This window comes from Nonomuraea turkmeniaca, assembly GCF_005889735.1.
Lineage (GTDB): Bacteria > Actinomycetota > Actinomycetes > Streptosporangiales > Streptosporangiaceae > Nonomuraea > Nonomuraea turkmeniaca.
Genome location: NZ_VCKY01000091.1, coordinates 1 through 20,797 on the forward strand (window position 1 = coordinate 1; position 20,797 = coordinate 20,797).

The following is a 20,797-nucleotide window of genomic DNA, read 5'->3' on the forward strand; positions in this document are numbered from 1 at the left end:
GGGTTGTAGCTGTCGGCCTGCCTGAGCTTGTCGGGCCTCCAGTACTCGGCGACCTTCTTGGCGTCCGTCGCGGTCTTCGCCAGCGGGACGGAGGACACCGCGCTGGAGGGCGCGGCCTCGGCGACTCCCGTGAAGGCAGGCAGCATCAGCAGCGCGCTGCTCAACGCAGCCGCCACCACGTGCCTCGCCCGGGAGATCATCAAAAGCCTTTCTTGGGGTCGTAAGGGTGGATTTTTCCAGATGTACAGAGGGTATTGCAGCTCGGATAGAGATTCGTTACCTGATCTAGGGTCCCTTGTGCACTATAAGCACACCGTCAGCCGACTACTCCGGATACCCCGAAACGATCAGAGGAAGTCGGCGTCATCGCAGGTCAGGAGGGGTATGTGCGGAGTTGAATTCCGCATGTCATTCCCAAGGGAGGCCCCGGATCCCGCACGGGATCCGGGGCCCAGGGTGCCAACTCGTTACGGCATGTTGCCGGTCCACCGGTTGGCGGCGGCCTTGTAGACCTTGTACGTGTCGGTGTTGAAGTACGGCGACGAGATGTGGTCGTAACGGTCGTTGCCGTCGGTGTCCCACGCGACGCTGTTGACGCCGACCAGGTAGCCGGTGCGCGACGCGCTCTTGTAGTTGTAGAGGAACGGTCCGCCGCTGGCGCCGGCGGTGAAGGAGCACTTGAACCCGATGTGCTCCTGCAGGTTGTACTTCCTGGCCTCGGGCATCGGCTTGGTCTTGCCGTAGCAGAACTTCATCGTGCGGCCGGTGTACGGCTTGTCGCCGTCGGGGTGCTCGCCCGCCGGGTAGCCGAACGAGAACACGTTCAGCTTCGTGCTCCGGTTCCAGGTGAAGCCCTGGCCGCCGACGTTGTCACCCAGCCGGCCGGCGTTCTTGACGGTCCACTGCCACCGGCCGTTGACCTTCTCCCACTTGACCTTGATGCCGTTGTAGACGTTGACGAACGCGTAGTCGAAGTCGTAGTCCTCCTTCACCACGAAGTCGTCGTGCGCGTTGAACGTCTTGGCGGCGTAAATGCCGTAGGGGGCTTTGCCGTCCCAGACGTTCTTGCCGTCCCAGTACGACGGAATGAAGATCCAGTTGTCGTAGAAGGTGTTCTTGCTGGTGTCGTACACGCAGTGGGCGGAGGTCGCCACGAGGTTGCGGTACTTGCCCTGCACGGAACTGGCCGAGCAGTAACGCCAGTTCTTCGGGTTGCGCGGGTCGGCCTTCGGCAGCGTGAAGAACACGCGGCCGACGGTGTTCGGCAGGTTGACGTGCTTGCTCTTCGTGGCCTTCGTCTTCTCCCCGCCGATCGGCGGGACGGAGCCGGGAGGGCCGTCGGGGGTGTCGTTGCTGGCCTTGATGCCCTTCGAGGACAGGTCCAGGCCGTCGTTGTGGTCGGTGGCCAGCTTGATCCGGTCCGGCGTCCAGAACTGGATGGCCTGCTCAGCGGGGGTGGCGGCGTTCTTCGAGACGACGTCGGAGGGTGCCGTCGCGCTCGCGGTGGCGCCGCTCATCATTCCTGCGGCCAGCCCGATGGACACCAGGCCGGCGAGCGGGATCGCGATGCGCCTTGCTCGGGAAAACATGGAGCTCCTCTCAGTTCTCGGCGGCCCAGAGCGGGGTACTGCGCCCCGGTGGGCCAGGAAAACGATCGGAACGTTAATGAATGGCGCGGGCGGGCGGCCAGGAAACGACGTGAAAAAGCATGACCCGGTTCCATTCCGTTATAGAAATAGCGAAATCGCATGTATGACGAGAAAGCATTTCCGCAGGCCGTGCCGGGTGCTCAATTGCCCCTCGTAACAGCGGTAACGGTAATTATCAAAAGCCACTTCTCATCAACCGAATCTTGTTCTGGTTGAATGTACTCATGGATCCACGCACCCCCTGTCTCATCGGCATCGCACAACGCACCATTCGCGAGCAGCCCGGTCCGGAACCGCTGGATTTGTGGGACGAGGTCGCCCGCGCGGCCGCCGCCGACGCCCGGCTCCCCGTCGAGCGGCTCGACTCGATCCAGATCGTCTACACCGACTCCTGGCAGTACGACTCGCCGGTCGGCCGCCTCGCCGAGCGTCTCGGCGCCTCCCCCGGCCACCGTGCGTACTCCAAGGTCAGTGGTACGGCCCCGCAGCTGCTCATCGGCGCGGCGGCGGCCGGGATCGCGGCGGGCGAGCTCGACTCGGCGCTCGTGGTGGGGGCCGAGGCCCTGGCCACGCGGCGGGCGTACCGGCTGGCGGGTGCGCACGTGTCGTGGAGCCATCCCGCCGATCCCAAGCCCCCGTACGGGTGGGAGCGCCCGCCGCATGCCGCCGAGCTGGCTCACGGGCTGTTCCTGCCGGTGCACACGTACGCGATCATGGAGACCGCGCGGCGGGCGGCGCTCGGGATCTCGATCGAGGAGGAGATGCGCGACCGGGGGCGGATGATGGCGCCGATGACCGAGGTGGCCGCCGCGAACCCGCACGCGTGGCGCAGGACCGCCCGCACCCCTGCGGAGCTCGTGCGTGGTGATCGCTTCGTCGGGTGGCCCTACACCAGGAACACCGTGGCCGTGCTGGAAGTGGATCAGGCGGCGGCGGTCGTCCTGGCCGGCGCGGGGCTGGCCGACCGGCTCGGCGTCCCTGCGGAGCAGCGGGTGTACCTGCGAGGGTGGGCGTACGGGGAGGACACCTGGGAGGTGGCCGCGCGGCCCGCGCTGGGCGCCTCGCAGGCCATCCCGCGGGTCGCCGAGGCCGCCTTCGAACGGGCCGGGCTGGGGCTCGGCGACATGGACGCAATCGACCTCTACAGCTGTTTCGCGATCGCGTTGCGGCAGGCGTGCGACGCGATCGGGCTGGATCCGCTGGAGCGGCGCGGGCTGACGGTGACCGGAGGGCTGCCGTACGCGGGCGGACCGGCCAGTGACTACGTCCTGCACTCGACCGCCACCATGGCGGGACTGCTGCGGGCGCAGCCGGGGCACGGGCTGGTGACCGGGGTGGGGATGCACCTGACCAAGCACACGTACGCGGTGTGGTCGAGCGAGCCGGGCGGTCGGCTGGGGGATGCGGCGCCCGTCTTCGTGGCCAAAGGGGTGCCGATCGTGGGCGCCTACGAGGGGCCGGCCGTGGTCGCGGGGTACACGGTGGCGCACGGGAGGGACGGCGGGGCCGAGAAGGGGATTCTCGTGGTGGAGGTGCCTGGCGGGCGGGCGCATGCGGTGGTGGAGCGGGCTGAGCTCCTGGCGGATGCCGAGTCCCGGGAGCTGGTGGGGGAGGAGGTGCGGCTGACGACGGATGGGAAGGTCAATGTGGCTGCGTGGTGACGTAAAGTAGTAGCCAATCGAGTGACCGTTCGACTACGCTCCGCTCTTGACATTTTGATGTCGCGCGCGGACGCTGGAGTCATGCGGAGGACAACGGTGCGCATCGACGAGCAACTCCTCAACGAGGCGAAGGCGTACGCGGCGCGAAAAGGACGCAGTCTCAACTCAGTGATGGAGGACGCCTTGCGGCAACTCATTCACCGCTCCGCCGACGTCGCGGAACGGCCCCCGATCAAGCTCCCGCTCTCTGGGGACCCCCACGGTCCGAAGCTGAATTGGGCGGAGCTCAAGGAGCTCGACGACCAGGACTTCGTCGAGCATGTGCTGGGGGCCGGCCATGAGGATGCTTGACACGAACGTGTTCGTCAACGCGCAGCGGTGGGACGCCGCGCATCACGAGCAGTGCCTTGCCGTGGTCACGGAGCTCCTGCAGGGCGATGAGGCCTATGCCGTCAGCGACTTCGCGCTCAACGGCTTCATCCGCGTGGCCACCAATCCGCGCATTCCCGGCGCCACCTCGTTCGACGAAGCACGGGAGTTCGCCGACACCATCCGCCACCAGCCGCACGCGGTCCTGGTGCACGCCGGTCCGCGTCACTGGGAGATCTTCGTCAAGCTGTGCCGCAAGGCCGACGCGCGCGGCAAGCTCATCCCCGACGCCTACCTCGCCGCACTCGCCATCGAGCACGGTTGTGAATTCGTAACCTGCGACAAGGACTTCGCCCGGTTCGAGGGCTTGCGCTGGCGGTCGCCGCTCAACTGAACTAAAGACCAGGGGCGCAAGCCGCACTACTCGGCAAGGAACGCCGGTGGCTGACCAGTTCGACGTCATCGAGGCGGGCCAGAGCGGTCGCCGCCGGTGGATCGGGCTGCTGGTGGTGGTCGCGGTCCTGTCCGTCCCCGTCGTCGGCCTGATCGCCAGCCGGGCCCCCGAGCCGCTCCCCGCTCAACCCACCCCCCAGCCGATCAGGTCCCTGACCCGGCTCGAAAGCCCGCCCAACATCCTCCAGGTCCCGTCCAGGGGGGCCAAGGGCGGTGATGAGGTCATCGAGGTGGTGTTCCCGCACGGTGTCCGGGCCGAGGTACGGTATCCGGCCGAGCTGGACCTGGCCGGCATGGGGTCGCGGCCGTTCCAGGGTGTGTGGATCGACGGCGTCTACCGCCAGTTCGTGGCGCCGTACAACGGCGAGGTCGAGATCACCCGCGGCGGGCAGCCGATCAGGAATTATGCGCCCAACGTCACGCTCTGGCCGCGCCAGGCGGGCAGCGGCCCGTACGGGCAGGTGCTGCTGTTCACGTTCGAGAAGTGGCGGCTGGCGATGTACGACCGCGGCCAGGGGCTGACGTTCGACCAGCGGGTCACTGTCGCGCGGGCCATGAAGGGGACGGTGACCAAGGGCGGCTACCTGGTGTTGTCGGCCGGCGGGACGGTGCGGCTGGCCGAGCCCGGCGAGACCGCTCAGGGGGATCCGGTCGGGCCGCAGTTGTGGTTCGGCGGCGGCGCGCGAGAGATGATCGCGCTCGTGCCCACCCCCGGATGTGCGAAGAAGGCCAGGATGCCGTTCGTCATCGATGGGCGGGGGCGGCCGGCGGCATCGGTGTGCCGGGGCGACGTGCAGGTCGCCGTCACGGGTCCGCGGTGGTTCAGGGAGAAGGCGCTCGAGGGGATCCGGGTCACGGTGAAGGAGCGAGCCTCTTAGTAGGGTGCGGCCATGTTCGCCGTAACCGCCACACAGACCGACCCCGACAACCCGCTCGCCGGACTCACGTACGGGGAGCACCCGGAGCCGAAGGCGCCGGACGGATGGACGACCGTCTCCGTGCGGGCGGCCGCGCTCAACCACCACGACCTGTGGACGCTCAAGGGCGTCGGCATCAAGCAGGACCGGCTGCCGGTCGTGCTCGGCTGCGACGCCGCCGGGGTGGACGAGGACGGCAATGAGGTCATCGTGCACTCCGTGATCGGCACGGGCGCGGACGAGACGCTCGATCCCAAGCGCTCGCTGCTGTCGGAGGTGTACGACGGCACGTTCGCCGAGCGCGTGGCCGTGCCGCGCCGCAACCTCGTGCCCAAGCCGTCCGCGTTCAGCTTCGAGCAGGCCGCCTGTCTGCCGACGGCGTGGCTGACCGCGTACCGCATGCTGTTCGACAAGGCCGGCCTCGAGCCGGGCTCCACCGTGCTGGTGCAGGGCGCGGGCGGGGGCGTCGCCACCGCGCTGATCGCGCTCGGCCGGGCCGGCGGCTACCGGGTCTGGGCCACGAGCCGCTCCGAGGCCAAGCGCGATCGTGCCCTCCAGCTCGGCGCCGACCAGGTGTTCGAGACCGGCGCGCGGCTGCCCGAGCGGGTGGACGCGGTCATGGAGACCGTCGGCCAGGCCACCTGGGACCACTCGCTCAAGTCGCTCAAACCCGGCGGGCGCATCGTCGTCAGCGGTGCCACCAGCGGTGCGGTCCCGCCCGCGGACCTCAACCGGGTCTTCTTCCTGCAGTTGTCCGTGGTCGGGTCCACGATGGGCACTCGGGACCAGCTCCAGCGCCTCGCCGTGTTCCTGGAGCAGACGGGTCTGCGGCCGCAGATCGACAGGACGTTGCCGCTGGCGCAGGCGCGGGACGGGTTCGCCGCCATGGCGGAAGGGGAGATCTTCGGAAAGATCGTCTTTACCGTGTGAAATAAGTGAAGGGTTACTTTTGGACCTCCCGGGTGATACAAGGAAAGTGAGGTTGTATCAACCGGGAGGCCGCAAACATGGACGTTGAGCCCTTCGGCCCGGGTTCGATGCACTGGGACACCACGGGCGAATATCGAAATCTGCTGGTCGCCGGCAGTGCGCTGGTGCTGCAGACCATGCATCCGGCGGTCGGCGCGGCCGTGGCCGAGCACTCCACGTACAAGGACGACCCGTGGGGGCGGCTCACCCGCACGCTTGAGTCCGTGCAGAAGTGGGTGTACGCCGACGGACCGGCCGAGGGCGAACGGCTCCGGCGGGTGCACCGGACGATCGGCGGCGTGGACGAGCAGGGCAGGCCCTACCACGCGCTGAACGGTGAGGCGTGGGCGTGGGTGCACCTGTCGTTGTTCGAGCGCTTCATCGCGCTCAACCGCTACTTCGGCACCCCCTTCACCGCTGCGCAGGAGCGCCGGTTCTACGCCGAGTCGCGGCAGCTCGGCGCCATCCTGAAGGTGCCCGAGCGGGAGATGCCCGCCGACCTGGAGGCGTTCTGGCGGTACTTCGACGACATGGTCGCCGAACGGCTGGAGGCGCACCCGACCGCGCTGGACGTGCTGTCGGTCCTGCGCGGCACTCCGGCGCCTCCGGGGCTCCCCAGGCCGCTGCGCCGGCTGTGGACGCCGGTGGGAGTGGGGTCGGGGGAGTTCAACCACTTCGTGACCGTCGGCACCCTGCCGGCCGCCGTACGCAGGAAGCTGGGGCTGCGGTGGACCGCCAGGGAGGAGCGGCGGCTGCGGCATCTCGGGCACGCGGTGGCGGTGCTGACACCCCGCCTGCCCGAACGCCTCCGCTACATGCCCATCGCCTACCACGCGCGCAAGGCCGCACGGACCTCGCGCCGCATCGATCGCCAGCTCCGCTCCGCATAGCGCACGGGTGGGTGTCAGGACTCCAGGATGTCGTGGATGCGGCGGCTCGCATCGTCGAGCGCCGTGCGCAACTCCGCCAGCTTCTCCGGCGTCAGCTGCGCCTGAGTGGCTTCCTGCCGCGCCTGGGCGACGAAATCGGCCAGCAACTCGCCCAGCTCGGCGTCGAGATCGGCCCGGCTGGGCGTCTCGCCGAGCGTGGCCCAGATCTCCGTCCAGATCCTGCGCCACTCGCCGGCCAGCCGCTCACCCTGCCCCTGCCACTGGTAGGCGTGCTCCGTCCACTGCCGCTTCTGCTGGTCCCGCAGCCGCTTGAAGTCTTCCTTCTGCTGCTCCCTGAGCCGCCTGGTGTCCTCCTTGGCGCCGGTCCGCACGTCCTTGGCCATCCGGGTCAGCTCGTCACGCAGGGACCGGACGGTGTCGCGGACGTCCTCCTTCACCTCGCGGGCGATGTCGCGTACTGAAGCGGAGATCTCCTGCTCCAGGTCGTCGAGCTCGTCGAGGCGGGCGTTCAGCTCCTCGCGGCCCTTGTCGGTGATCGAGAACACCTTCTTGCCCTCGACCACCTCATGCGTCACCAGTCCCTCCTCCTCCAGGCGGGCCAGGCGCGGGTAGATCGTGCCGGGGGAGGGCGAGTAGACGCCGAGGAAGCGGTCCTGGAGCAGTCTGATGACCTCGTAGCCGTGGCGCGGGCTCTCCTCGAGCAGCTTGAGCAGGTACAGCCGGAGCCGGCCGTGACCGAATACAGGGCTCATTCCTTCTCCCCCTTGAGCAGCGCGACCTCGCCGGAGACCGTGATCGCCGACACTGAGGCCATGCCGCCGCCCAGCCGCCCCGACATCGTCTTCGTGCCGGGGCCGCTCGTGTTGGACAATTCCTCGAACGTGCTCACTAGCCTGCCGGACGTGGACCTCGCGCTGACGTCCGCGTCCACGTTCTCCGGCAGTCTGACCAGGATGTCACCGGAAACGCTGTTGAACGTGACATGACCCGTGGGCCGCAGCGTCAGGTCGGCGGTGATGCGGCCGGAGACCGTGTTCGCCCTCAGCCGGCGCGGCGTGCCGTCGGCAACCGTCAGGTCTCCCGAGACGCTCTTGAACGCCAGGTCGCCGTCCATGGCCCGGCTCTCGACCGCACCCGAGACGGTCGTGGCGCTGACGTCGCCGCTGACCCCGTCCAGCACGATCTCCGCGTTCACGCTCCGCACCTGGGTCATCTTCTCGAACCCGGCCACCACGGCGGGCGCGGACACCACCCCGGCGTTGACGCGGCATCCCTTAGGCACGGTGATCGTCAGGACCGTCCTGCGCCGGTCACGCCGCAACCAGCCGAGCAGGCCGTCCCAGGTGAGATCCTTGTACGCGACCGAGAGCTCCCTGGCGTCCTCGTCATAGGTGACCAGCAGCGGCGAGGCGGACTCGAACTCGGCCACGTCCAGGGTGGGCGGGCCCTCGCTGGCGAGCACGGCCAGTCGCCCGGCGACGATCCGCACGTCGAGCGACTCCACTGGGCCGAACGTCAGCTGTTCCGGTGCCTCGATCGTCCACTGCTGCATGATCCCCGCCCTCCCTGGCGACACATCTCTACGCAAGACACGATATGTCGTGTCTAATCAAAACTCAAGATGTATCGCGTCTGTGTGCGGGCGAGCCCTACTCGTCGTCCTCGTCGTCGAGCCGCGCCAGCCACGTGGCCAGCCGCTCGATCGGGATCTCGAACTCGGGGTTGAGGTCCACGAACTCGCGCAGCCGCTCACCGAGCCACAGCAGGCTGACCTCCTCCTCGCCCCGCCGTTCGACCAGCTCCTCGATCCCCCGATCGGTGAAGTACATCGTTCTCCATTCAGTCCGTACGCAGCCGTGACGCGAGGTCGCCGACCGGAACCCAGGCGTCGGCGCGCCCCCGCCTGACTTTAACCAGTAGCCCGCGGTGCTCCAGCTCGCGGAGGTCGGTTCTGGCCGTCTGGAGCACGATCCGGTGGCCGGCGGCGTGGGAGGCCACGGTGTACTCCGCGGTGGGATGGTCTGCGGCATGCGCCAGAAGGGCGATCTGGCGGGCGTTGAAGGCTTCCTTGCGGGCGCGGGCCAGATACGCTTGGACCTCGCGCGTCTCGGCGACCTTTCTGCCGAGGTAGTCATTCAGATCGTCGATGGCGCGGCGCAGGACGTCGAGTTGGTGGATGACGAAGTAGGTGAGGTCGTTCTCGTCCTGCTCGACGTGGAGGAAGCTGCGGCCGTAGCGGGCCGGTGAGTTCTTCAGGATCCGTGAGATCGAGATGAACTCCGTGAGCCAGTAGCCCTGGTTGAGCATCGACCAGTAGAACAGCGCGCGTGCCGTCCTCCCGTTGCCGTCCTCGAACGGATGGTCGTAGGCCAGCATGAAATGCACCGCCACAGCCCTGATCACCGGAGGCACGTACGTCGTGTGCGAGTTGCCATTGGCGAAGTCGCACAATCGTTGGATCCGCTCCGGCAGCTCCTCGGCCGCAGGAGGCTCGTGCAGCACCTCGCCGTAAGTGTCGGCAACCACGACCCGTTTCTCGCCAGGCAACTGGAAGCGGCCGGCCGCTGTGGGGTTGTGCAGGGTGCCCTCGGTGACCATGTGCTGGATCTCGCAGATGAGAGCTGGTGTGAGGGGCTCGTTGCGCAGCTCTCCGATGCGGCGCATGGCGAGGTAATTGTTACGGATCATGAGCTCGTCGACCGTCTGCGGCTTACGGCCGCTCCGCAGCATGTCCTTGGCCACCACGTACGTGGTCGCCGCGCCTTCGAGCTGGCTGGACATGATGGCCTCCTCGATCAGCGAGCTGATGAGGTATCGGTCGCGGGTCACCGGGTTGGCGACGGGCTCCGGCGTGCCGATCCGGCCGCTCAGGTCGCGATTGAGCGCCTCCATGCCGCGCAGCACCTCATCCGGCAGCGCGTAGGTGAAGGGCACACCGGCCGAGTCGACCAGGGGGAGATCTCGCCGCATGCCGAGCCGTGCCATTTTGAGGCCGAGCCACCACTGCTTGTGCGTGAGGCCCGTCGGCGGCGTGCGGCGCCGGACCTCGTCCCATGGCAGGTAGCGCTCCATGGAATCGACGGCCGACAGCAACCACAAGCTGTCAGCTTCGAGCCAAAGCTCCCGCCACGGTGGCGGCTTCTGAGGCTGGCGCACGAACCCACCTACTAAAATTGGCAGTTGTTAGCTGCTAATTAGCTGCTAACAACTGCCAATTTAGCAGTTGGTTGCCCGGGGCGTCAGGTGAACACCTGGTGGAGGATCTCGTCCAGCTCGGTGTCGTGGGCGTTGTGCGAGCCCGTCGCCGGCGAGCTGTTAGGCGTGCGCGACACCCGCCGCACCGGCCGGCCGCCCAGCGCCTGCGGGTCCTCGGCCAGCTTCAGCGTCAGGTAGGGCCACGGCCCCATGTTGGCCGGCTCGTCCTGCGCCCACGCCAACTCCACCTGCGAGTCGTACCGGCCCAGCTCGGCCTGCAGCTCCTCGGCCGGGAACGGGTAGAGCCGCTCCAGGCGGACGATGGCGACGTCGTCGCGGCCCGTCTTGTCACGCTGCGCGGCCAGCTCGTAGTAGAGCTTGCCGGAGGTGAGGACGACCTTGGTCACCTTGGCCGGGTCGACGGTGGTGTCGCCGAGGACCGGCTGGAAGGTGCCCGAGGTGAAGTCGGACGCCTTGGAGGTGGCCGCCTTGTGGCGCAGCAGCCACTTCGGCGTGAAGACCACCATCGGCTTGTGCCGCTGCGACTCCACCTGCCAGCGCAGCAGGTGGAAGTAGTTGGCCGGGGTGGTGGGCTGCGCGACCGTCATGTTGTCGAGCGCGCAGACCTGCAGGAACCGCTCGATGCGGGCGGAGGAGTGGTCGGGGCCCTGGCCCTCGAAGCCGTGCGGCAGCAGCAGCACGACCGAGGACTTCTGCCCCCACTTCTGCTCGCCCGACGAGATGAACTCGTCGATGATCGTCTGGGCGCCGTTGACGAAGTCGCCGAACTGCGCCTCCCACGCCACCAGGGCGTCCGGGCGGACGACGCTGTAGCCGTACTCGAAGCCGAGCGCCGCGAACTCGCTGAGCAGCGAGTCGTAGACGTAGAGCTTCGTGGTGCCCTGGTTGAACGCCTTGAGCGGCGTGTGGTCGGCGCCGGTCATCCGGTCCACCAGCACGGCGTGGCGCTGCGTGAACGTGCCGCGCCGCGAGTCCTGGCCGACCAGCCGCACCGGGTGGCCGTCCAGCAGCAGCGAGCCGAACGCCAGCGTCTCGCCCATCGCCCAGTCGATCGCGTCCTGCTCGACCATCTGGCCGCGGCGCTGCAGCACCGGCGCCAGGCGCGGGTGCGGCGTGAAGCCGTCGGGCAGGTTGAGCTGGGTGTCGACGATGCGCTTGAGCGTCTCGTGGGTGATCGCGGTCGGCGTGTCGTCGTGCGACCACTTGACGACCTCGGTCGGCGGCACCCGCATCGCGGCCGCCTCCTGCGGCTTCTTCGCCGCCTCACGGACCTCGGTGAACGCCTGCTCCAGCTTGGCCTGGTAGTCGCGCAGCGCCTGCTCGGCCTCCTCGACCGTGATGTCGCCCCGGCCGATCAATGCCTCGGTGTAGAGCTTGCGGGTCGAGCGCTTGGCGTCGATGAGGTCGTACATCAGCGGCTGGGTGAAGGCCGGGTTGTCGCCCTCGTTGTGGCCGCGGCGACGGTAGCAGATGAGGTCGATGACGACGTCCTTGCGGAACGCCTGCCGGTACTCGTAGGCCAGCTGGCCCACGCGGACCACCTGCTCGGGGTCGTCGCCGTTGACGTGGAAGATCGGGGCCTGGATCATCCGGGCCACGTCGGTGGCGTACACCGAGGACCGGGACGAGGCGGGCGAGGTCGTGAAGCCGACCTGGTTGTTGACCACCACGTGCACGGTGCCGCCGGTGCGGTAGCCGCGCAGCTGCGACAGGTTGAGCGTCTCGGCCACGACGCCCTGGCCGGCGAAGGCCGCGTCGCCGTGGATGAGGACGGGCAGGACGGTGAAGCCCTCCTCGCCGCGCTCGATGAGGTCCTGCTTGGCGCGGACGACACCCTCCAGGACAGGGTCGACCGCCTCCAGGTGGGAGGGGTTGGCGACCACGGACGCGGAGATCGTGTTGCCGCTCGGCGAGGTGAACTCGCCGGTCGCGCCGAGGTGATACTTCACGTCACCGGAGCCGTGCGCGGTACGCGGGTCGATGTTGCCCTCGAACTCGCCGAAGATCTGGGCGTAGGACTTGCCCACGATGTTGGCCAGCACGTTGAGACGGCCGCGGTGGGCCATGCCGATGACGACCTCGTCGAGGCCCTCGTCGGCGGCGTCGCTGATCACCGAGTCGAGCAGCGGGATCAGGGACTCGCCGCCCTCCAGCGAGAAGCGCTTCTGGCCGACGAACTTCGTCTGCAGGAACGTCTCGAACGCCTCGGCGGTGTTGAGCCGCGATAGGATGTTGAGCTGCTCGTCGCGCTCCGGCGACTTGTGCGCCTTCTCCACCCGCGCCTGGATCCAGGCCCGCTCCTCGGGGTTCTGGATGTGCATGTACTCGATGCCGACCGTGCGGCAGTAGGAGTCGCGCAGCACGCCCAGGATGTCGCGCAGCTTCATCAGCGGCTTGCCGCCGAAGCCGCCGGTGGCGAACTCGCGCTCCAGGTCCCACAGCGTCAGCCCGTGCGACTGGATGTCGAGGTCGGGGTGCTTGCGCTGCTTGTACTCCAGCGGGTCGGTCTCGGCCATGAGGTGGCCGCGCACCCGGTAGGCGTGGATCAGCTCGATCACGCGCGCGGACTTGGCCACGTCGTCGTCGTGGGTGGCCGAGATGTCCTGAACCCAGCGGACCGGCTCGTACGGGATCCGCAGTGCCTCGAAGATCTCGTCGTAGAAGCCGTCCTCACCGAGCAGCAGCCGGTGGATCTGGCGCAGGAAGTCGCCCGACTGGGCGCCCTGAATGATCCGGTGATCGTAGGTGCTGGTCAGCGTCATGACCTTGGAGACGGCCAGCCGCGACAGCGTGTCGGGCGAGGCGCCCTGGTATTCCGCCGGGTATTCCATCGCGCCGACGCCGATGATCGTGCCCTGGCCGGGCATCAGGCGGGGCACGGAATGCACCGTGCCAATGGTGCCCGGGTTGGTCAGCGAGATCGTGGTGCCGGCGAAGTCGTCGACGCCCAGCTTGCCGGCGCGCGCCTTGCGGACGACGTCCTCGTACGCCATCCAGAACTGCCGGAAGTCCATCTCCTCCGCGCCCTTGATCGAGGGCACGAGGAGCTGGCGGTCGCCGTTGCTCTTCTGCACGTCGATCGCCAGGCCGAAGCCCACGTGCGCGGGCTTGACCAGCGTCGGCTTGCCGTCGACCTCCGCGAAGGAGTAGTTCATCTCCGGCATGGCCTTCAACGCCTTGACGATCGCGAAGCCGATCAGGTGGGTGAAGGAGACCTTGCCGCCGCGGCCCCGCTTGAGGTGATTGTTGATCACGATGCGGTTGTCGATGAGCAGCTTGGCCGGGATGGCGCGCACACTCGTCGCCGTCGGCACCGACAGCGACAGGTCCATGTTGGCCGCCGTGCGGGCCGCGGCGCCGCGCAGCTTGACCTCTTCGGCGTCCTTGGGCACCGGAGTGGTCGGCTGCTTCGGCTTCTCGGCCGCCGGTGGCGCCTTGGGCGGCGCCGGGGTGGGAGCGGGGGCGGTCACAGTGCCGTTCGCCGCTTCTTTGACCGGGGTACGGCCCGGTCCGTAATCAGGGTTGTAGTCAGCGAAGAAGTTCCACCAGGCCTTGTCGACCGACTCGGGGTCCTGGAGGTACTTCTGATACAGCTCGTCGACAAGCCACTCGTTCTGACCAAAGCTTGCCAGTGGGTTTGTCCGCGACGACTCAGACGACACGGCGGAAATCGCCCTCTTCCGCAGATCGGCGTTGATGTTAGAGAACCTGTCCAAGGCTACTCGCCTGGACCGGCAGCGTGCGCCCGGGAGCCCGTGCCGCCTCGCACGATCCTCTCAAGACCGTGCAAAGAGGTCACGACCCCCTCGTCAATCCAGGTGGTGCCGCGTTTATTGCTGTTTGGTATCAACACTAAGACATCGGGTTTATTTCCCGCTGGTGAGCAATCTGCTAGTGATCTGCGCCTCAGGGGACAACTGGGACAGAAGATCGGCGAGCTCCTCGCCGGCCTCCTTGAGCTCCTCCAGCGACATCGGCTCCAGCCGCTCCAGCAGGAAGATCGCGTTGGTGGTCTCCTCGGTGAGGCGGGTGCGCACCACTTGGCGCCAGTTCCACCGGCGGCAGGTGACGCCGGCGTCGTCGCGCCAGATCACCTCGCCCGGCTCCGGCTGCCCCAGCACCTCCTCCGACGCCTCGTCGCCGGTCGCCCTGACCAGCCGCGCCGGGCCGACGTAGCGGTCGAGGTCCTCGCCGCCGATCGGCAGCGCGTGCTTCACGCTGATCGAGTTGTACGCGTCCACGGCCCGGTTGATCTCCGGCAGCGGCATGCGCCGGGTGAGGGCGTCGACCGAGGGCCGCGTCCGCTGCGGCTTGGCCCCGAACGCGCGGTAGGCGTCCTTCCACGCGTCGATCTTCGCGGTCTGCACCTCGACCTCGGACGCCGCCGCCAGCCAGGCGCGGGAGCGGTCGTCGGTCGGCCCGTTGCGCAGTCCGCGCGCGGTCATGAGCAGCACCGCGAAGTCCGGCCGCAGGTCGAAGACGGCATCGTCCACCCAGATGTCATCAAGCATGAGACCCAGCCTACAATCCGCAAAATTGTCTTTGCAAAATTGTCTTTGCGGTCTAGGCTGAAGTGTGTGGAGGAGCAATACAAGATCAGTGATCCGCGGGTGCTGAAGGCGGTCGCCCACCCGCTGCGTGTACGCCTGCTCGGCCTGTTGCGCACCGACGGGCCGGCCACCGCCAGCGAGCTGGGCCGCAAGGTCGGCGAAAGCTCCGGCTCGACCAGCTACCACCTGCGCGAGCTGTTCAAGTACGGCTTCATCGAGGAGGACGCCGACCGGCGCGACGGCCGCGAGCGCCGCTGGCGGCCCCGCCACCGCTACACCTCGTGGGACGCGGTCGAGATGTCGGCCACGGCCGAGGGGCGCGAGGCGGTCAAGATCATCCACTTGCGGCAGGCCGAGATGGTCGGCCGGGTGATGGAGGAGTTCGATGTCGCCGACTGGCCGCGCGAGTGGGTGGACGCGTCAGGAATGAGCGACCACATCCTCATCCTGCCTCCCGCCGCGCTGGCCGAGTTCAAGAAGAAGGCCGAGGAGCTGCTGCTCGAACTCGCCGACCGCTACGCCGGCGATCCCGACGCCAGGAAAGTCCACGTCTGGCTGGGCGCCGTCCCCCGCACGCCACCGTCACAGGAGGGCCCGTGACCGCCCGCCGCGTTGATTGGTCGCGCTCACTCGGCCCTCGCCGGTCACGCGAGTTACCGCTCTCGGGCCGCTCCGCGTTACGCCGCTACCTGCTCGTCAGCTCCCTGACCTGGCTGCCCGTGGGGCTCATGATGACCTCCATGGTGCTGCTGATGACCGAGAGAGGTCTCAGCCTGGCCCAGATCGGCCTGTCGGTGACCGTGTTCTCGGTCGTCACCGTCGGCCTGGAGCTGCCCACCGGCGGGCTGGCCGACGTCGTGGGCCGGCGCGGGGTGCTGGCGGCGTCCGCCGCGTTCCTCGCCGCGGCTCTCGCGCTGATGAGCGTGGCCACGACGTTCTGGATGTTCCTGGTGACCGGGGTGCTCAAGGGCATCGCCAGGGCGCTGTCCAGCGGACCCGCCACCTCCTGGTACGTCGACACGCTGCACCGCATCGAAGGGCCCGGCGCCGACCTCAAGCCGGGGCTGGCCAAGGGCGGCGTGGTGGAGTCGGTGGCGCTGTGCGCGGGGGTGCTGGCCGGCGGCGGCCTGCCGCTCGTGGTGCCGCCGACGCTGGTGTTCCCCTTGGCGGCGCCGAACCTGCTGGGTGCGCTGGCGGCCGCGGTCCTGCTGGTCGTGGTGCTGGTGGCGCTGCCCGAGCCGCCCCACGACCGCAGGTCTCTTCGTGGCGTGCTGCGCGAGGTGCCCGCCACGGTCGTCTCCGGTGTGCGGCTGGCGGCCCGGGGGCCTGTGCTGCGCCGCATCATGCTCGCGTCGGCGAGTTGCGGCGTGATGCTCATGTCCATCGAGCTGCTCACTCCGGGACGCCTGGCCGAACTGGCCGGTACGGCGGAGCGGGGCACGGCGGCCTATGCCGCGGTCGCCGCGCTCGGGTTCGCCGGCAGCGCCGCGGGCAGCGCACTCGCGCCCCGCGTGGCACGGCTGGCGGGCGGTTCGGCCAAGGGCGCGATCGCGGGCGCCGTGCTGGCGGCGCTCTCGGTCGGCGCGCTGGCCGCGACGGCCGGGCTCGGCGGCGCCGCCGGGCTGCTGACGGCTGGTGTCGCCTACGTCGTGCTGTTCGTCGGGAGCTCCGTGACCGGCCTGCTCTGCCTGGAGATGACGCACCACGCGGTCACCGCGGCCGAGCGCACCACCGTGTCCTCGACGGTCTCGCTGTCCCTGCAGTCCGGCGGGATCCTGGGCAACCTGACGCTCGGCACGCTGGCCACGCAGGCGGGCGTGGCGGCCGCCTGGTCCGTCGCCGCGACCATGATGCTGGCCTCGGCCCTGCTGTTCGTACGGATGCCGGCGGCTACAGGCTCCAGTCGAGCTCCGGCCCCACCGGCACGATCCGGCTCGGGTTGATGTTGGTCTGGGTGATGTAGTAATGACGCTTGATCTGGTCGATGTCGGTGGTCTCGCGGAAGGCCGGGATGGCGTGGAGCCTGCGCGCGTACGCCCACAGCGCCGGGTAGTCGGTCAACCGCCGGACCGAGCACTTGAAGTGCGCGTAGTAGACGGTGTCGAACCTGGCCAGCGTCGTGTAGAGGCGCACGTCGCTGTCGGTGAGGGTGTCGAAGAGGTAGTCCGACTCCGCCAGGCGCACCTCGACGAAGTCGAGCGTGGCGAAGACCCGCGCCACCGCCTCCTCGTACACCTGCTGCTCTCGGGAGAACCCCGCCTCGTACACCGCGTTGTTGAGGCCGTGATAGAGGCGGTCGTTCATGATGTCGATGTCGGGGCGCAGACGTTCGGGGTAGAGGTTGGGGACGGTGCCCCATGACGTCTCGAGATCGAGGGTGATCTGCGGGAAGTCGTTGGTGACGATGCGCTTGTCCTTGGTGTCCCAGACGCAGGGGACGGTGTAGCGGCCCGTGTAGCCGGGGTCGGTCGCGTGATAGAGCTCCGACAGGTATTCAGGGTCGCCATCGGGGATGCGCCAGCCCTTCTCGTCCCTGATGGGGTCGACGATCGTGACGTCCAGCAGGTCCTCCAGGCCCAGCAGTTTCCGTACGATCAGCACACGTTGCGCCCAGGGACAGGCGTAGGAGGCGTAGACCCGATACCGGCCGGGCTCGGGAGGGCCGAGCCGTTCCGTGAAGCGGTTCGGCTGCCGGACGAAGCGGCCATCGCCGGAGATCTCGCGGCTCAGCTTCATGGGACCCAGTAGAACACGGTTCGGATCCAGAACTATATTCGGGCCTGTGTCGAAATTCGTGGTGACCCCTGCCAATGAGTCGCAGCGGGAGGCGTGGACCAGTGGAGCGATCCCGAAGGTCGAGCGGGTACGCCCGGGACTGTGGTCCATCCCGGTGCCGATCCCGGTCAACCCCCTGCGGTACGTGCTGGTCTACGCCCTTGAACTGCCCGGCGGCGTGGCGATCATCGACGCCGGGTGGAACACCGACGAGGCGTACGACGCGCTCGTCGCCGGCCTCGGCGTGGCCGGGTACACCATCACCGACGTCCAGGCCGTGCTCGTCACCCACATCCATCCCGACCACTACGGCCTGGCCGGGCGCGTCCGCGAGGCGTCCGGCGCCTGGATCGGCCTGCACCCGGCCGACGCGCGCCTGGTCCGCGAGCGGTACGACGACGCGGCCATCGACTCCCTGGTCCAGCGGGAGCGGGCGCTGCTGGCCCGCTGCGGGGTGCCGCCGCTGACGCTGGACGAGCTGGCCGGCGCGTCGATGATGATCAGGCACATGGTCTCGATGGCCACGCCCGATCGGCTGGTCGAGGACGGGGACGAGCTCGGCCTGCCGGGCTGGGACCTGCGGGCGATCTGGACGCCCGGCCACTCGCCGGGGCACCTGTGCTTCGTCGCGCCCGAGCGCAGGCTGCTGTTCTCCGGCGATCACGTGCTGGCCAAGATCACGCCGATCGTGGCGGTGCACCCGCAGTCCGGGCCCAACCCGCTGGCCGACTACCTGGACGCGCTGGCCGCCGTGCGCAAGCTGGACGTCGAGGAGGTGCTGCCCGCGCACGAGTACCGGTTCCTGGAGCTGGCCGAGCGGGTGGACCACGTGCTGGCGCACCACGACGGGCGGCTGGCCGAGATCGAGCGGGTGGTCGCCGACGGCGACGGCGTGACCTGCTGGGACGTGGCGACCCGGCTGAGCTGGTCGCGGCCGTGGGAGACGATCCCGCCGTTCATGCGGCGCGCGGCCAACAACGAGACCCTGGCCCACCTGGTCTGGCTGGCGGCCAAGGGGCGCGTGGTGCGGGTCCCCGGCGATCCGGAAGCGTGGCGCCCTGCTGATCGGTGACCCGAGGCGGGTTATGGTGGTCGTACTAGAACGTTGTTCTCCTGCGCTGGAGGTTCGATGCTTCGGTTCGATGACAGGGTCGCGATCGTCACAGGGGCCGGGCACGGCCTCGGCAGGTCGCACGCGCTCCTGCTGGCCGAGCGGGGCGCCAAGGTCGTGGTCAACGACCTCGGGGGCGCGCTCGACGGCACGGGGGCCTCTACCGGGCCCGCCGCCGAGGTGGCCGAGCTCATCACGAAGAACGGCGGGCAGGCCGTCGCCAACGGCGACAACGTCGCCACGCCTGAAGGCGCCAGGGCCATCGTGCAGGCGGCCGTGGACGCGTTCGGCACGGTCGACATCGTCGTCAACAACGCGGGCATCCTGCGGGACAAGTCGTTCGGCAAGATGACGGTGGAGGAGTTCGACGCCGTCATGGCGGTGCACGTGCGCGGGTCCTATCTGGTCAGCCAGGCCGCGTACCCGATCATGAAGGCGGCCGGCTACGGGCGTGTGGTCAACACCTCCAGCCCGGCCGGGCTGTTCGGCAACTTCGGTCAGGCCAACTACTCCACCGCCAAGATGGGGCTGGTCGGGCTGACCAAGACACTCGGCATCGAGGGCGCGCGCAATGGGATCAAGGCCAACGCCATCGCGCCCGTGGCCTGGACGAGGATGACCGAGTCGCTGCTGCCGGCCGAGTTCGAGGCCAAGTTCACGCCGGAGCGGGTGAGCGCGCTGGTGGCGTACCTGGTGCACGAGTCGTGCGAGGCAAGCGGCGAGGTGTTCACGGTCGGCGGTGGCCGGGTGGCGCGGGTGTTCGTGGCCGAGGGGCCGGGGTGGAAGGACGACGACGTCACGCCTGAGGCGATCGCGGGCAACTGGGAGTCGATCATGGCGGAGCAGCCGTACGTGCTGACGGCCGGCGACTCCATGAAGGCGATGATCTGACGTCTCCGCAGGCCGAGCCGGTCTCCGTCGATGGCGGGGACCGGCTTTTCGCGTATGCGGACAGGGTGTGAAATATCCCGCTAGACAGGTCTTTGTTCGATCTTCGGCGGAAGTTGGAGGAGTTTGGTCGATTCTCACTCTTGATTTGCCGCATCGGTGATCTTATTGTCGCGGCATGACCCCCCAGCCGGGCTCTGCCGGAGACGTGCTGACGCTGATCAGTGCCGGCTCGGCGACAACCCGTTCCGATCTCGCGAGGCTCACCGGCCTTGCCAGGTCCACGATCTCCCAGCGCGTCGACGCGCTGATCGAGCGTGGCCTGGTCGAGGAGACCGAGAGCGGCGAGTCCACCGGGGGCCGGCCGCCGCGCCAGCTACGCCTGCATACCGAGGACCACGCGTTCGCGGGCGTCGACCTGGGCGCCACCCACTGCCGGGTGGCACTGATGGACATCTCGGGCAACGTGCTCGCCGAGTGCGAGGACTCGCTGCTGATCAGCGAAGGTCCCGAGAACGTGCTCGCCCACGTGGACCAGCGGCTCGACCAGCTGCTGGCCAGGGCGAGACGGCCGAGGGGGGTGTTGCGCGCGGTCGGGATCGGGGTGCCCGGGCCGGTGGAGTTCGCCACCGGGCGGCCGAACAATCCGCCGATCATGCCGGGCTGGAACGACTACCCCGTCCCCGAGTACTTCGGTGGCGTGAACGTGCTGGTCGACAACGACGTCAACGTGATGGCGCTGGGCGAGCACCGCAACGCGTTCCCCGGCATCAACCACCTGCTCTTCGTCAAGGTCGGCACCGGCATCGGCTGCGGCATCGTGGCCGATGGCAAGCTGCACAGGGGCGCCCAGGGCTCTGCGGGCGACATCGGGCACATCAGGGTCAGCGGCCACGAGGACGCCGGTTGCCGATGCGGCAACAGCGCGTGCCTGGAGGCCGTGGCCGGTGGGGCGGCGATCGCCCGGCGGCTGACCGAGCTGGGCCTGCCGGCCGAGACGGGCGCCGACGTGGTGGCGCTCGTGCAGTCGGGCAACACGCAGGCGCTGCGCCTGGTCAGGGAGGCGGGCAGGCTCATCGGCGAGGTGCTGGCCAGCCTGGTCAACTTCTTCAACCCCGAGGTCATCGTCATCGGCGGCGCGCTGTCGCGGGTGCACGAGCACCTTCTGGCCGGCATCAGGGAGACGGTCTACCGCAGGTCGCTCCCGCTGGCCACGCATCATCTGTCGATCACGCCGAGCCGTACGGGGATCGCCGCGGCCGCGCTCGGGGCGGGCTTGCTCGCCATCGAGCACTACCTGTCACCGGACAACATCAACCGCATCGTCAACGCCTGACAAGATAGGGACC

General features: G+C 68.6%; 20 protein-coding genes. 11 read left to right on the plus strand and 9 right to left on the minus strand.

Going from position 1 to position 20,797, the window contains the following annotated elements; translation table 11 throughout:
* Together ETD86_RS25440 and ETD86_RS25445 are read right to left on the minus strand one after the other, a co-directional pair.
* Nucleotides 1–200: hypothetical protein (locus tag ETD86_RS25440; RefSeq protein ID WP_211370296.1), on the minus strand; the 200-nt coding region annotated here is incomplete at its 3' end.
* 267 nt (nucleotides 201–467) lie between these two features.
* A complete protein-coding gene (locus ETD86_RS25445) occupies nucleotides 468–1,589 on the minus strand; it encodes a trypsin-like serine peptidase (RefSeq protein ID WP_138668681.1) in 1,122 nt (373 codons plus the stop codon).
* A gap of 284 nt (nucleotides 1,590–1,873) precedes the next feature.
* Between ETD86_RS25445 and ETD86_RS25450 the strand changes: the two genes are divergently transcribed.
* The 6 genes from ETD86_RS25450 (at nucleotide 1,874) to ETD86_RS25475 (ending at nucleotide 6,908) form a co-directional block, all read left to right on the plus strand.
* Complete coding sequence (locus tag ETD86_RS25450) at nucleotides 1,874–3,310, plus strand: acetyl-CoA synthetase (protein WP_138668682.1); 1,437 nt, start codon at nucleotides 1,874–1,876, stop codon at nucleotides 3,308–3,310.
* Nucleotides 3,311–3,406: 96 nt separating this feature from the next.
* The gene (locus ETD86_RS25455; protein ID WP_138668683.1) at nucleotides 3,407–3,661 is read left to right on the plus strand and encodes a hypothetical protein; all 255 of its coding nucleotides are present in this window, start codon (nucleotides 3,407–3,409) and stop codon (nucleotides 3,659–3,661) included.
* Nucleotides 3,648–4,073: a type II toxin-antitoxin system VapC family toxin gene (locus ETD86_RS25460; RefSeq protein ID WP_138668684.1), complete on the plus strand. Its 426-nt coding sequence runs from the start codon at nucleotides 3,648–3,650 to the stop codon at nucleotides 4,071–4,073. Before ETD86_RS25455 ends, ETD86_RS25460 begins: the two co-directional genes overlap by 14 nt.
* A 46-nt stretch (nucleotides 4,074–4,119) precedes the next feature.
* Nucleotides 4,120–5,010, plus strand: a complete 891-nt coding sequence (locus tag ETD86_RS25465; RefSeq protein WP_138668685.1) for a hypothetical protein — start codon at nucleotides 4,120–4,122, stop codon at nucleotides 5,008–5,010.
* A gap of 12 nt (nucleotides 5,011–5,022) precedes the next feature.
* On the plus strand, nucleotides 5,023–5,979 hold the full coding sequence (locus ETD86_RS25470) for a zinc-binding dehydrogenase (RefSeq protein WP_138668686.1): 957 nt from the start codon (nucleotides 5,023–5,025) through the stop codon (nucleotides 5,977–5,979).
* 77 nt (nucleotides 5,980–6,056) lie between these two features.
* The gene (locus tag ETD86_RS25475; protein ID WP_138668687.1) at nucleotides 6,057–6,908 is read left to right on the plus strand and encodes an oxygenase MpaB family protein; all 852 of its coding nucleotides are present in this window, start codon (nucleotides 6,057–6,059) and stop codon (nucleotides 6,906–6,908) included.
* A 14-nt stretch (nucleotides 6,909–6,922) separates the two neighbouring features.
* On the opposite strand, the gene ETD86_RS25480 is transcribed toward ETD86_RS25475, so the two are convergent.
* The 6 genes from ETD86_RS25480 to ETD86_RS25505 form a co-directional block, all read right to left on the minus strand.
* Nucleotides 6,923–7,660, minus strand: coding sequence for a PadR family transcriptional regulator (locus ETD86_RS25480; protein ID WP_138668688.1), 738 nt, complete (start codon nucleotides 7,658–7,660; stop codon nucleotides 6,923–6,925).
* Nucleotides 7,657–8,460, minus strand: a complete 804-nt coding sequence (locus ETD86_RS25485) for a DUF4097 family beta strand repeat-containing protein (protein ID WP_138668689.1) — start codon at nucleotides 8,458–8,460, stop codon at nucleotides 7,657–7,659. The genes ETD86_RS25480 and ETD86_RS25485 overlap by 4 nt, the downstream gene beginning before the upstream one ends.
* Before the next feature lie 97 nt (nucleotides 8,461–8,557).
* A complete protein-coding gene (locus ETD86_RS25490; protein ID WP_138668690.1) occupies nucleotides 8,558–8,737 on the minus strand; it encodes a DUF6104 family protein in 180 nt (59 codons plus the stop codon).
* A 10-nt stretch (nucleotides 8,738–8,747) separates the two neighbouring features.
* On the minus strand, nucleotides 8,748–10,064 hold the full coding sequence (locus ETD86_RS25495) for a Fic family protein (RefSeq protein WP_211370297.1): 1,317 nt from the start codon (nucleotides 10,062–10,064) through the stop codon (nucleotides 8,748–8,750).
* 83 nt (nucleotides 10,065–10,147) lie between these two features.
* Nucleotides 10,148–13,786 (minus strand): multifunctional oxoglutarate decarboxylase/oxoglutarate dehydrogenase thiamine pyrophosphate-binding subunit/dihydrolipoyllysine-residue succinyltransferase subunit, encoded by a 3,639-nt coding sequence (locus ETD86_RS25500; protein WP_138668691.1) that lies wholly within the window; start codon nucleotides 13,784–13,786, stop codon nucleotides 10,148–10,150.
* A gap of 204 nt (nucleotides 13,787–13,990) precedes the next feature.
* Nucleotides 13,991–14,635, minus strand: a complete 645-nt coding sequence (locus ETD86_RS25505; RefSeq protein WP_138668692.1) for a B3/B4 domain-containing protein — start codon at nucleotides 14,633–14,635, stop codon at nucleotides 13,991–13,993.
* A gap of 66 nt (nucleotides 14,636–14,701) precedes the next feature.
* Here ETD86_RS25505 and ETD86_RS25510 point away from each other — a divergent pair, with 66 nt between their 5' ends.
* Both ETD86_RS25510 and ETD86_RS25515 read left to right on the plus strand, forming a co-directional pair.
* Nucleotides 14,702–15,274: a winged helix-turn-helix domain-containing protein gene (locus ETD86_RS25510; protein WP_170223258.1), complete on the plus strand. Its 573-nt coding sequence runs from the start codon at nucleotides 14,702–14,704 to the stop codon at nucleotides 15,272–15,274.
* Nucleotides 15,271–16,617, plus strand: a complete 1,347-nt coding sequence (locus ETD86_RS25515) for an MFS transporter (RefSeq protein ID WP_138668693.1) — start codon at nucleotides 15,271–15,273, stop codon at nucleotides 16,615–16,617. The genes ETD86_RS25510 and ETD86_RS25515 overlap by 4 nt, the downstream gene beginning before the upstream one ends.
* Here ETD86_RS25515 and ETD86_RS25520 read toward each other — a convergent pair.
* Complete coding sequence (locus tag ETD86_RS25520; RefSeq protein WP_138668694.1) at nucleotides 16,565–17,410, minus strand: glutathione S-transferase family protein; 846 nt, start codon at nucleotides 17,408–17,410, stop codon at nucleotides 16,565–16,567. The two genes, ETD86_RS25515 and ETD86_RS25520, sit on opposite strands and share 53 nt — an antisense overlap.
* 46 nt (nucleotides 17,411–17,456) lie before the next feature.
* On the opposite strand from ETD86_RS25520, the gene ETD86_RS25525 reads away from it, so the two are divergent.
* From ETD86_RS25525 to ETD86_RS25535, 3 genes are all read left to right on the plus strand, one after another.
* Nucleotides 17,457–18,521 (plus strand): MBL fold metallo-hydrolase, encoded by a 1,065-nt coding sequence (locus ETD86_RS25525; protein WP_246148144.1) that lies wholly within the window; start codon nucleotides 17,457–17,459, stop codon nucleotides 18,519–18,521.
* A gap of 57 nt (nucleotides 18,522–18,578) precedes the next feature.
* Nucleotides 18,579–19,451, plus strand: a complete 873-nt coding sequence (locus ETD86_RS25530; RefSeq protein WP_138668696.1) for an SDR family oxidoreductase — start codon at nucleotides 18,579–18,581, stop codon at nucleotides 19,449–19,451.
* Nucleotides 19,452–19,626: 175 nt separating this feature from the next.
* Nucleotides 19,627–20,784, plus strand: coding sequence for an ROK family transcriptional regulator (locus tag ETD86_RS25535; RefSeq protein WP_138668697.1), 1,158 nt, complete (start codon nucleotides 19,627–19,629; stop codon nucleotides 20,782–20,784).
* Nucleotides 20,785–20,797: the final 13 nt, after the last annotated feature.